This window comes from Acinetobacter sp. AS5 (assembly GCF_048957595.1).
In the GTDB taxonomy this organism is placed as follows: Bacteria; Pseudomonadota; Gammaproteobacteria; order Pseudomonadales; family Moraxellaceae; genus Acinetobacter.
Genome location: NZ_JARDAL010000038.1, coordinates 17285 through 29272 on the forward strand (window position 1 = coordinate 17285; position 11988 = coordinate 29272).

At 44.3% G+C, this 11988-nt stretch carries 10 protein-coding genes; 4 read left to right on the top strand and 6 right to left on the bottom strand.

The window, feature by feature from the left end; translation table 11 throughout:
• Positions 1-30: 30 nt before the first annotated feature.
• The 4 genes from PV763_RS12470 to fadB form a co-directional block, all read right to left on the bottom strand.
• On the bottom strand, positions 31-1134 hold the full coding sequence (locus PV763_RS12470) for an XRE family transcriptional regulator (RefSeq protein ID WP_004729258.1): 1104 nt from the start codon (positions 1132-1134) through the stop codon (positions 31-33).
• 5 nt (positions 1135-1139) lie between these two features.
• Positions 1140-1865: a hypothetical protein gene (locus tag PV763_RS12475; protein WP_004729261.1), complete on the bottom strand. Its 726-nt coding sequence runs from the start codon at positions 1863-1865 to the stop codon at positions 1140-1142.
• Positions 1866-2011: 146 nt separating this feature from the next.
• Positions 2012-3184, bottom strand: coding sequence for an acetyl-CoA C-acyltransferase FadA (gene fadA, locus PV763_RS12480; RefSeq protein WP_004729264.1), 1173 nt, complete (start codon positions 3182-3184; stop codon positions 2012-2014).
• 12 nt (positions 3185-3196) lie between these two features.
• Positions 3197-5347 (bottom strand): fatty acid oxidation complex subunit alpha FadB, encoded by a 2151-nt coding sequence (gene fadB, locus PV763_RS12485; protein WP_420937966.1) that lies wholly within the window; start codon positions 5345-5347, stop codon positions 3197-3199.
• Positions 5348-5933: 586 nt separating this feature from the next.
• On the opposite strand from fadB, the gene PV763_RS12490 reads away from it, so the two are divergent.
• Entirely contained in the window at positions 5934-6347 is a 414-nt protein-coding gene (locus PV763_RS12490; protein WP_005105414.1) for a PH domain-containing protein, read from the top strand.
• A 17-nt stretch (positions 6348-6364) separates the two neighbouring features.
• Here the strand turns inward: PV763_RS12490 and PV763_RS12495 are convergent, their stop codons facing one another.
• On the bottom strand, positions 6365-7426 hold the full coding sequence (locus PV763_RS12495) for an AAA family ATPase (protein WP_420937967.1): 1062 nt from the start codon (positions 7424-7426) through the stop codon (positions 6365-6367).
• A gap of 225 nt (positions 7427-7651) precedes the next feature.
• On the opposite strand from PV763_RS12495, the gene uvrC reads away from it, so the two are divergent.
• The 3 genes from uvrC (at position 7652) to pgsA (ending at position 11056) form a co-directional block, all read left to right on the top strand.
• The gene (gene uvrC / locus PV763_RS12500; RefSeq protein WP_005250444.1) at positions 7652-9451 is read left to right on the top strand and encodes an excinuclease ABC subunit UvrC; all 1800 of its coding nucleotides are present in this window, start codon (positions 7652-7654) and stop codon (positions 9449-9451) included.
• A gap of 115 nt (positions 9452-9566) precedes the next feature.
• On the top strand, positions 9567-10361 hold the full coding sequence (locus tag PV763_RS12505; RefSeq protein ID WP_086044207.1) for a thioesterase family protein: 795 nt from the start codon (positions 9567-9569) through the stop codon (positions 10359-10361).
• Between the two features lie 107 nt (positions 10362-10468).
• Positions 10469-11056: a CDP-diacylglycerol--glycerol-3-phosphate 3-phosphatidyltransferase gene (gene pgsA / locus PV763_RS12510; RefSeq protein WP_016806864.1), complete on the top strand. Its 588-nt coding sequence runs from the start codon at positions 10469-10471 to the stop codon at positions 11054-11056.
• A 660-nt stretch (positions 11057-11716) separates the two neighbouring features.
• Here pgsA and PV763_RS12515 read toward each other — a convergent pair.
• Complete coding sequence (locus PV763_RS12515; protein ID WP_004278636.1) at positions 11717-11986, bottom strand: oxidative damage protection protein; 270 nt, start codon at positions 11984-11986, stop codon at positions 11717-11719.
• Positions 11987-11988 lie beyond the last annotated feature (2 nt).

The following is an 11988-nucleotide window of genomic DNA, read 5'->3' on the forward strand; positions in this document are numbered from 1 at the left end:
TAATTTAAATAAAAAAAGCTCCGAAGAGCTTTAACTAACGACATAAAGTTTAGGTCTAGGTTTAGATTCTTCAAATTTATCTATTGAATAAAATGTTAGATCATTGAAATCTGAACGAGAAATGCCGATTCCATCTAGCATTTTAGAAATACTAAAACCATCTTGAGTGGCTAAAGTTTTTAAAATTTTTGAGTAAAACAGAGATTGATCACCATAAGTTGGATCAGGTTCATTCAAATGATATCCAAAAGAATTTATACGAATTGAGTTGTTTTTATAAATCCAATCAGAAATCAAATCTAATTTATGGCAACGATAATTCACAGCTTTAAGTGAGACACGCCAATATTTTTTATACTCAATCATAGATTGAATACTTAAATTTTTTGGTAAATTACTGGTAAAGCCTTCATAAGGCATCAGAAATTCTGAAGCGAATTGATCTGCTTCACTTTCTTTTGTTCGATTGTATTCGGCATTATCATCTTTGTGCAGAATCATATGACCAAGTTCATGAGCAGCGTCAAAGCGTTGTCTTTCAAATGATTTAAAATCATTTAAGAATATAAAAGGATTGCCACTTTGTTCATCAAAAAAAGAAAGTGCATCCATTTGTTTTATATCAAAAGGTAGGCGAAAGACGCGAAAACCCTTTAGCTCAAGTAGCGCAATAATATTATTAACGGGTTGGATGCCTAATCCCCAAAAACCTCTTAAATTATTTGCAACACTTGATGGATAGTCTGGGTGATTAGATTCAAAAATTTCAAGATCAGGGAAACTAAATTTAGGAAGAGTTAATTTACTCTCAAAGTAAAGGTTAATTTTTTTTGCTAACAGAATATAGGCTTCATTTGCATTTCTATATTCAGCCTTAATTCTAGCTGCTGACCTATAAAAAATGTCGGACGAATTGACTAATTCGAGATTATCGTCCGCTAAAAAAAAGCTAGCAGGCAAACCCAATTTTTCAGTTATTTGCTGAAAATCTTCACAACTAATAGGATATTTTCCATCTGTTAAAATTTTACGAATTTTAGGCTCAGAGCAACCTAAAAGATTAGCAAAATCTTTATTGGACAAGCGTCGCAAATCCTTCGCAACCTTTAATCTAGTTCGATCAATTACTTGCATTTCCTCTAGCCGGCTTTCAAGTTAATAGGTAAATCCTCTTCAGTGATTGTACTAGATGTAGTGAGATCAGGACTAGGTTTTCTTAACTTTGGATTAAAATCATTATTAGGATTTTGATTGTTTAGTATGAGTCTAATTAAATAATTTTTAACTAAAAATTTATCTTTTCCTGACTCTTTCACAATTGTATAAGATGTTGGAAAGGCTAATTCTATTTTTATTTGAGATCTATCATCTTGAAGGTAGCGAATGTCTTTTCTTGAGGGATAAAAACATATCCAAGTTTTAAATAAGTCTTTATCAGTATAAGAGCCATAATTCTTATGAACTTTATCTTTAGTCTTTATTCCTTTAGGGGAGGCAGTAGTTAGTTGTGAGTCACTATATCCTAGTGCATGATTAGCAGAAGCAAAAAGAATAATTTTCTTTTCTTCGTCTGAAACTAAACATCTTTGACCATCTATATTTTTGAATTGCCAATTTGTATTAAGGGACCTTTTTAACGCCAGCCCGATAGCCTGTTTGAAGTCACCAGAACGTGACACAAACTTCATATCATTATTTTCATCTTTTAATTCAAAAGCATTATCGATAATTTCCAAAGCATTAAATAGCAAGTTGCAATCAAAAAATCCAAGCTCATTTGCTTTTTCATGTGCCTGATCATTTTCAAAGAATTGTGTATTGAAATTTTCTTGCTCTTCTTGAGAAAAAAGTTCACGATTTGACAAATTTTAACCCTCATATTTTTGTTTAATATCATTTTTATAACATGAAGGTAGGCATTAATATATTTAAATCAATTGTTTGAATCTTTTGCTTACAAAAAACCCCGCAATAAGCGGGGTTTCTTTTGATCTCGGTATTTAATTAAGCATTAAACACGTTCGATCACTGTTGCAATACCTTGACCAAGGCCAATACACATCGTCGCAAGACCAATTTGCGTATCTTGTTGCTCCATTACGTTCAACAATGTTGTTGTGATACGCGCACCAGAACAACCCAATGGGTGACCCAATGCAATCGCGCCACCGTTATGGTTCACGATGTCTTGCTTGTCATAAATGCCTAAGCCTTTAAGAACAGACAGACCTTGTGCAGCAAATGCTTCGTTCAATTCAAAAGTCTGAATATCAGCAATTGACAGGCCAGCACGTTTCAACGCTTTTTGCGTTGCTGGAACCGGACCATAACCCATGATCGCCGCATCACAGCCTGCAACCGCCATAGAGCGAATTACAGCACGTGGCTTAAGACCTAAAGCTTGAGCACGTTCAGCAGACATTAGCAACATTGCAGAAGCACCATCAGACAATGCTGAAGAAGTCGCTGCAGTTACTGTACCGCCTTTCGGATCGAAGACTGGACGCAAAGATTTGAACGATTCAAGGTTCGCATCCGGACGGATCACTTCATCGATATCACACAGGATTTTGTAGCCATCTGCATTATGACCTTCAATGCCAACGATCTCGTTCTGGAACAGACCGTTTTCAGTCGCAGCCCAGGCACGGCGATGTGATTCCACACCGAACGCATCCTGTTCTTCACGACTAATGCCGTTCATACGACCCAGCATTTCAGCAGTCAGACCCATCATGTTCGACGCTTTAGCATAATGCTTAGACGCTTCAGGGTTCAGGTCGATGCCGTGCATCATGCCCACATGGCCCATGTGCTCAACACCACCGATGATGAAGATATCACCTTGGTTCGTCGCAATTTGCGCAGCCGCAGTGTGAATCGCCTGCATAGACGAGCCACAAAGACGGTTCACCGTTTGACCTGCAACAGTTTTCGGCAGGTCTGCCAGTAATGCGATATTACGGGCAATGTTCATACCTTGTTCTAGGGTTTGGTTCACACAGCCCCAGATTACGTCTTCAACTTCATGCGGGTCGAATTCGTTACGTACCAATAGGGCACGGACAAGCTCAGCAGACATCGAGTCGGCACGTACATTGCGGAACATACCGTTTTTGGTTTTACCCATTGCTGAACGTACGCCATCAACGATGACAACGTCACGTGGATTTAAAGTAGCCATTCACGTTGCTCCTTAACCGTAGAATTTTTTGTTGTTAGCAGCCATTTCGCGCAACATTTCTGGCGCTTCATAAGCTTTACCAAGGTGCGCATACTTATTGCAAAGCGCAACATACTCAGCTACACCGGTTTGATCGATGTAACGGCATGGACCACCACGGAATGGAGGGAAACCAACACCCATGATCATCGCCATATCTGCTTCAGCAGCAGTGGCTACAATGTTGTCTTCCAGGCAACGAACCGTTTCGTTACAGAAAGCCAGCATCATGCGGTCAATGATTTCCTGAGCGTCAAATTCACGTTTTTCCGCAGTTGCAACAGAGGCCACAAGCTCATACGCAGTTGGATCAACCACTTTGGCTTTTTTGCCTTTACGGTCAAGTTCATACTTGTAGAAACCAACGTCGTTCTTTTGACCCAGACGGTTGTTTTCGTACATCACCTGAATCGAACCTTTGAAATCAGGTTTCATACGATCCGGGAAGCCTTCAGCCATCACTTCTGCACCGTGTACGCCAGTGTCGATACCGACAACGTCCATCAGGTAAGCAGGGCCCATTGGCCAGCCGAATTTTTCCATGACTTTATCGATTTGCTGGAAGTCAGCACCATCTTTAAGCAACAGGTCAAATGCACCGAAGTAAGGGAACAATACGCGGTTCACCAGGAAGCCCGGGCAGTCATTCACCACGATTGGTGTTTTACCCATTTTCTGAGCAAGCACCACAGTTGTTGCAATCGCTTCATCAGAAGTCTTCGCACCACGAATCACTTCAACCAGTGGCATCATGTGTACCGGGTTAAAGAAGTGCATGCCCACGAAGTTTTCAGGACGTTCCAGATTTTCAGCCAGACGCGTGATTGAAATCGTAGAAGTATTAGATGCAATGATCGTGTTTTCACGAACTTTCGCTTCAGTTTCTTTCAGTACGATGCCTTTGACTTTTGGATTTTCAGTCACGGCTTCGATCACGATGTCCACTTCTTTAAACTCGTCATAGCTTAAAGTTGGACGGATGCGAGCAAGAGTTTCACCCATTTGAGCAGGCTTCATCTTCTTACGTTCAACTTGTTTGGTCAGTAAACCGTTGGCTTCTTTCATGCCCAAAGCAAGTTGCGGGTTACCGATGTCTTTCATGATGATCGGTGTGCCTTTGCTTGCCGCCTGGTAAGCAATACCACCACCCATGATACCTGCGCCGAGAACAGCCGCCTGGTTCACTGGATGCGCACCTTTTTCATAGCGCTTCGAGGTTTTTTTCACGATCTGGTCATTCAGGAACAAACCGATCAAGGCACCTGCTTGTGGTGTTACCGCTGCTTTGGCAAAGCCTTCAGCTTCCGCTTTCAGCGCGTCATCACGATGCAGGCTCGCACCGGCTTGTAATGAATCAAGTAATAATTTTGGCGCAGGGTATTGAGCCGGATTAGCTTTTGCCAGAACCATGCCTTTCGATGAGTTAAACGCCATCATCTGTTCGATCGGGCTGAGTTTAACTGGATCGAGTTTTTCCTGACGCTTGGTTTTCCAGTCTAAACGGCCATGAATCGCCTGTTTTACCAGATCAAGTGCAGCATCTTGTAGCTTGTCAGCAGGAACGACAGCATCGACTGCGCCGTCTTTCAGTGCAGCAGCTGGCTTCTTAGGATTGGCCATTGCCATCCATTCTACCGCGTTGTCGATACCGATTAGACGGCTTAAACGAACTGTACCACCGAAGCCCGGGAAGATCCCCAGCTTGATTTCAGGCAGGCCCACTTGTGCCTGTTCTGACATGACACGGTAGTCACACACCAGGCACATTTCGAAACCGCCACCCAGTGCCATGCCATTAATGGCAGCCACTTTAGGAATGTCGAGGTCTTCGAAGCTGTTAAAAATTTCATGTACTGGCATTGCCCAGTCAACAATCGCTTGTTCACCCTGAGCAAAGTTGTCGCCGAATTCAGTGATATCAGCACCTACAATAAATGTAGATTTGCCTGAAGTCACAATCAGACCTTGAATATCGGCATGGGAGACGGCTTCGATAGCAGCCTTGAAATCTTCAATCGTTGCACGGTTGAATTTGTTAACGGACTCACCTTGTAAGTCAAAGCGGAATTCTGCAATCCCGTCCTCAAGCATTTGGACGGTAATGGCATTGCCAGCGTGGATCATGCCCTGATCTCCTTTATTTTGGAGGACTTCTAAGTTGATGTTGTGAAGCAAGTGCGCATGTCCCGCGCACTTTTTGACTTCGCTAATCTTACGATAACTATATCCAAAAAGAACATAACAAGTTGTATCAAGCCGTGACGCAATGGTCATCAATTTCTGCCAGACTGATCCGCCCCGCTATAACTTTTCCTTTCAGTTTTCTAAAAGAAGATGAACCAAAGATTTTGTTTCAATTCATTATTTTTTATCAATCAGCCTGATAGATATGGAGCAGGGTGACTGATTTTCAAGGTGCATTTCTAGCGGAATTTTGTCAATTCAGTCAATTTCTATCCTTGAACTTGCCATTTTTAGCCTCGAAGTATGCTGAGCGCAGGGCTTTCAGGTCTTTGCTGATAGTATTTAATCAGCACAAATAACAGTGTATTAGATCATTTGAGTTACTGAACTTTTCTGATGAGATCGAAAATGGGAACGATCCTGTCGATGTGTGATTTAAAATAATTTCCATCCTGCCGGGTTGAATCCCTGTCATCTGCTATGGAATTGTTTATGATGATCTTGCACTTAGATATGGGGGATATCGATGCACGTATTTCGTTCTAAAAAAGACTGGTGGCTGCTGGCTTTTGTGATTTGTATGAGTGGCCTGTTGCTGCAACTACTGCTGACCATGCAGGCCAAAGGCACTATGCAGCAATATCCGCTGCACACTGCGGTTTATGTCCTGACTATTATCATTTTATGGTGGCCGCTGTGGAGTACGCGCTATGTGATGGACAATGGGGTGTTGACCATAAAAAGCCTGTGGTTAAGCTGGAAGATTCCGTTAAGTGAAATCCAATCCATTCAGCCCACAGACCACTCTATCATTGCGCCAGCCTTATCTTTAAAGCGTCTGCGGATTGACTATACTGATGCGGGCGTGCAGAAATTTATATTGGTTTCACCCAAAGATCAAACTGCTTTTATACAGGTGCTTCAGCCGAATAAAAACTGATATCGAGTCTGCCTTAGTTAAGCTTTTGCTTGCTCAGGCAGAACCACCAGCTGTCCATCGACACAGTCCAGATGCAGACTGAACTGCTCAGGCTGGTTTAAAAAATACAGCGCCAGAATCGGCTCCAGTTCGGTACGCATCTTGCGGCCCAAATGTCGGGCGCCGTAACGAATATCATGGTCCTGATAGAAATAGGCTTTGGCTGAAGCGCTTAAATGCACGCTGCGTTGCTGATGTTGCAAGCGCTTGTTCAGTTTATCCAGTTCAATTTCGACCAGACGTGGCAGGGCATCATGCTGTACCGCCTGATAATGCAGGCTGCGGTCAATCCGGTTCAGAAATTCAGGGTCGAATTTACGCTGCATGACTTTTTCAATGATGCGCTGGGTGGGAACGCGCTTCAGACACAGTGCCTGCATTTTCTCAGGCAGATAGCTGAGTTTGTCCAGATATTGCTGCGCCGCCTGTGCCCCGACATTGCTGGTCATAAAGATCATGCAGTTGCGAAAATCGATAGTTTTAGTGCCCGCTTTCAAGGTCAGCCGGCCAGTATCCAGCACGTTCATCAAGCCGCGAATCACTTCGTTACTGGCTTTTTCCAGCTCATCAAACAGCATGATGCCGGGACGGGTATGACTGTCGGCAATCGCAGTTTCATCAAACAGGCTGTGACCTTCCTTTGATCCCACATAACCGGGCGGTGCGCCGGTCAAAGCCGCCGCATAATGTTCCTGTGCCAGAGTATTCATATCAATCCGGCAAAAGGCATCCGGGCGGCCATAGATCGCATCGGCAATCAGACGCACGGTTTCTGTTTTACCGACGCCAGTAGGGCCCAGCATCAAGGTAACCGACAAAGGGCGATCCGGACTGGAAAAATCTGCCTTGACCACATGCAACATTTTTTCAATTTCATTCAGGGCTGCATCCTGCCCAATAATCCGTTCACGTAGCAGTTGCATTACCTTACTCGGCTCGAAATGAAAACGCGGTTTACCAATCAGGCGAGCACGTTCAGACGGGTGATGGGTGGAGGTGGAGGGTTGAACAATATGAATGCCCGATTGCTGCAGGGTCATGCGAATCATCTCAAAACTAGACTTTTTGAGCATAACAAAGTTAAAGGTTGAAACTTATAGCTTTTAACAATCAGTTTATGTCGTGAGGATTATAGATTGGGGGGATAACCCGACAGGAACTTTAAGATTAAGTGGCAGCTTCAGGGGAATTTTGTGTTTTTGCTTGAAAATGACGCAACAATCATCACATATATCTGCAGATTGTAGGTGAAAAATAGGCTTTAGGTGAACGAAAACGCACGCCCCCATATTGAAAAAATCCTGGCGAATATGACCAGCCTGCCCGGGGTCTACCGGATGTATGGCAAAGACGGTGAATTATTGTATGTGGGTAAAGCCAAAAACCTGAAAAACCGGGTCTCCAGCTATTTTGTCAAAACGCTGGATCATCCCAAAACCCAGGCCTTGGTGGCACGGATTTATGATATCCAGACCCTGGTGGTACGTTCTGAAACTGAAGCCTTGTTGCTGGAACAGAACCTGATCAAGCTGCATCATCCGCCCTATAACATCATGCTGCGTGATGACAAATCTTATGTCTATATTTTTGTTTCGGCAGATAAACCCTATCCGCGTTTAGCCAGTGGGCGCGGCAAGGGCAAGCACCAGGTGGGCAAGTTTTTTGGACCTTATCCGAGTGCGTATACCGCCCGGGATACTCTGGTGGTGCTACAAAAACTGTTCAATGTGCGTTCCTGTGAAAACAGTTTTTTTGCCAACCGGACCCGGCCATGTCTGCAATACCAGATCAAACGCTGCTCTGCGCCCTGTGTCGGATTTATTTCTCCGGAAGACTATAAGGCAGATGTCGATAACTCGATCCGATTTTTGCAGGGCGATACCAAGGAGCTGAATCAGGAACTGATCGCAAAAATGGAAGCGGCCGCTGAAGCGCTGGAATTTGAAAAAGCAGTGTTCTATCGTGACCGGATGGCATTGTTAAGAGACGTACAGTCGCAGCAGGCGATCTATAAGCTCAAAGGCGAAGCCGATATCCTGTCGATTGCCTATCAGGCCGGGGTGACCTGTGTGCAGATCATGCATGTGCGCAATGGTAAAATGCTAGGTGGAAAAAGTTATTTCCCGGATATGCTTAGTGATGACCTAGGGCAGATGCTGGCCGATTTTATTGCCAATTTTTATTTTCAGGTAGCCGATGAAATCCCGGCTGAACTGATTGTCAATCTGGAAGTGGCTGACCGTAAAGAACTGGAAGCGGCACTGTCGCAGCATTTTGGCAAGAAAATCCAGATCAAGTCCAAAGTCCGCGAAACCCGCGCCGAATGGCTGGAACTGGCGCAGATGAATGTACAGCACGCGATTCAGGGCAAGCTGGCCAATCATATAGAATTAAATGAGCGTTTTCATCAGTTGGAGCAGGTGGTCGGCCGTCCTGTAGATCGGATTGAGTGTTTCGATATTTCGCATACTATGGGTGAAGATACCGTGGCCTCCTGTGTGGTCTTTGATAGTGGGGGCGCGCGCAAGCGCGACTATCGCCAGTTTTCCATTCATGATATTCAGGCAGGTGATGACTATGCCGCCATGCGTCAGGCGCTGACCCGTCGTTATAAGAAAGCCCTGTTACCGGACTTGCTGCTGATTGATGGTGGCAAGGGGCAATTGCATATGGCGATGGAAGTCATGCAGGAACTAGGCTTAGAGGCCTTTATGGTCGGTGTGTCCAAAGGTGAGGGACGTAAGCCCGGTCTGGAAACCCTGCACTTTACCGATGGCAGTAAAATTCAATTACCGGAGGATCATAAGGCGCTGCATCTGATTCAGCAGGTACGTGATGAAGCACACCGCTTTGCGATTACCAAGCATCGTGCTAAACGTGACAAGAAACGAGGTTCATCAGTGCTGGAAGTTATTCCGGGGCTCGGACCAAAACGCCGTCGGGATTTGCTGACCCATTTTGGCGGGATTCAGGGCGTACTGAAAGCCTCAGAAAGAGATCTGCAACTGGTACCGGGACTGGGTTCAGTCATGGCCCGGATGATTTATAAAGTGCTGCATGAATGACGCGTGGCTTAAATGCAAGGGCCAAAGTGCGCATTGACGCTTGGGTCACGTGACATTCACAACCTGAAGAATTTTGCCGAATATACTGAGCATCAAGACTTACTGAGGGATCAACATGTCTTTGCATGCACTTTATGCACAAATTGCCGAACAGGAATGGGTAGAGTTTCCACAGGGATGGTTACAGGGTCGTACTCTGTATGGTGGTCTGGCTGCCGCGATGATGATGCAAAAAGCCGTCACTCACATCAATGATCCGGCCAAGCATTTGCTGAGTTGCAGTGTGACCTTTGTCGGCCCGATTCAGCAAGCCAAAGTACGACTGAGTGCCGAAATCCTGCGGCAGGGCAAGTCGGTGACCACGATTGAAGTGCGCTTATGGCAGGACGACGCGGTGCAAAGTATTCTGATTGCCAGTTTTGGTATTTCCCGTGATTCAGAGATTCAGGTAAAGCAACAAGTTCAGGCACCCGACTATGCTGCGCCAGAGCAGCTGTTTCAGATTCCTGTTGGCTATGGTATGCCAGACTGTTATGACCATTTCGAAGTAGCCTGGGCGGATGTCAATCTACCTTGTAGTGCCAGTCCTCGTCCGGACTTTGGTGGCTGGTGCCGGTTTCATCCTGAAAAGCATCACAACCGTGAATTTCTGGTCGCAGACTTGATGGCTATTTTTGATATCTGGCCACCTGGGGTGTTGCCGATGTTTAAAAACATGGCGCCTGCGAGTAGTCTGACCTGGACAGTGACCTATGTGCATCCGGTTCAACATCAATTGCATGATTGGTTTAAATATAAAGTATTTACCGACTATGCTGCGGATGGTTATGCGACGGAGCATGCCTATCTCTGGGATGCCGAAAATCGCCTGATTGCGATGGCAAGACAAACAGTGACGGTGTTTGCCTAGTGACACTGCAAGTCAATTCGTATAAAGTGAAGCCTATTAATGATGGATCAAACCTCTAAAAAAGTGTGCATTTTCATCGTACATGAGGGGAAAAATTGGCGGTGTCTATGACTACAGGTCGTATCCTGAATATTCCAAATATCTTGACCTTGGCGCGTATCGCTCTTATTCCGGTATTTTTATTGGTGGCTTACTGGCCACCTGCAATGGGCTTTGATGCCCATAACCCCGACATGACGCGGCATATTATTTTGACCACGATTTTTGTGGTGGCTGCAGTAACGGACTGGTTTGATGGCTATCTGGCACGTACATTAAACCAGACTTCTGCTTTTGGACGTTTTCTCGACCCAGTTGCAGATAAATTGATGGTCGCAGCTGCACTGATTGTGCTGGTGCAATGGCAGCCTTCCATGTCGATGGCTTTTGCTGCGATTGTGATTATTTCGCGTGAAATTACTGTGTCAGCCTTACGTGAGTGGATGGCAGAGTTGGGTGCACGGACCAATGTTGCGGTTTCAACGGTGGGGAAATACAAAACTGCTTTCCAGATGATCGCCATCACCGTATTTCTGTTAAATTGGCCACCGCTGGAAATGCTGGCCTATGCCTTGCTATACACCGCAGTGGTACTCACCTTATGGTCGATGTTCATTTATCTGAAAGCGGCTTGGCCATATCTGAAACAGCCTTAATCGAAATGAAAAGAGAAGCTCCTTGAAAGGGGGCTTTTTTTATGCGCTTAAATTATCAAGCCAATCGGCAAATTGCAGGCAAAAAAATACCCAGCCTTTGGGGGAAGAACTGGGATGAAATCGGGGTATTTGTTGCTTATTATTATAGTTATTCAAAGATATCTCATCTTCTTAGGGATCATTATAGAGAGACAGTTTTTTTTAATCATGTGGCTTCTTGTAGCAGAATGTTGTGTTTTGTGATTACTCTGTATATTACTTTTACAATCTATTATTTTGATACAAATCTGAATGTTTTTCAGCAGGATAGTGGCTGACTAGATAAACGAAATAGAATAAGTAAAAATCTGTTTTTGTGCTCTAAGTGTGAGTTAGTAAGATTTGTTAGAATTAGTCAAAAAATCCCCTGAGATAGGGGATAGATTTATGCCTACGCGGACTTCATTCTTGTTTTGTGTAAAAAAGAAAGGCAGGGCTTTAATGTGAAAAGTTCCTGCATTGGGAGCTCTTCACATTCAAAACTACGTGCTTAGCTGGTCTTGAGTAATGTTTAGAACAACACATAAAAAAGAATCTCCAAAGTTGGAGATTCTTTTAGATTAAAGTCTACGCGGACTTCGTCCTTGTCTTACGTAAAAAAGAAAAGCAGTGCTTTCTTTTTTACTCAGGCTTCAGCCCTTCGGCTTTTTCTAGGGATGCATCATTGTTAAAGAACTTTTCACGCTGTTCTTCAAGAAACTTTTTCGCATCTGCTTCAAACACGTTCAAACGCTTTTCATTAATTAGCGTAGTCTGGTGTTTTAGCCATTCTTGCCAAGCCTGTTTAGACACGGTGTCAAACAATTCCTGACCCTTTGGCCCCGGGAATGGAGCAAAGTCTAAACCTTCCATGTCTGCCTGATACTTACGGCAAAAAACTTGTCGAGACATAT

Bases quoted from the DNA above. Each gene is read 5' to 3' on its own strand.
- fadB (WP_420937966.1), bottom strand. From the start codon at position 5,347: ATGATCCACGCTGGCAATGCCATTACCGTCCAAATGCTTGAGGACGGG.
- PV763_RS12515 (WP_004278636.1), bottom strand. From the start codon at position 11,986: ATGTCTCGACAAGTTTTTTGCCGTAAGTATCAGGCAGACATGGAAGGT.
- PV763_RS12490 (WP_005105414.1), top strand. From the start codon at position 5,934: ATGCACGTATTTCGTTCTAAAAAAGACTGGTGGCTGCTGGCTTTTGTG.
- PV763_RS12470 (WP_004729258.1), bottom strand. From the start codon at position 1,134: ATGCAAGTAATTGATCGAACTAGATTAAAGGTTGCGAAGGATTTGCGA.
- PV763_RS12505 (WP_086044207.1), top strand. From the start codon at position 9,567: ATGTCTTTGCATGCACTTTATGCACAAATTGCCGAACAGGAATGGGTA.
- fadA (WP_004729264.1), bottom strand. From the start codon at position 3,184: ATGGCTACTTTAAATCCACGTGACGTTGTCATCGTTGATGGCGTACGT.
- PV763_RS12495 (WP_420937967.1), bottom strand. From the start codon at position 7,426: ATGACCCTGCAGCAATCGGGCATTCATATTGTTCAACCCTCCACCTCC.
- pgsA (WP_016806864.1), top strand. From the start codon at position 10,469: ATGACTACAGGTCGTATCCTGAATATTCCAAATATCTTGACCTTGGCG.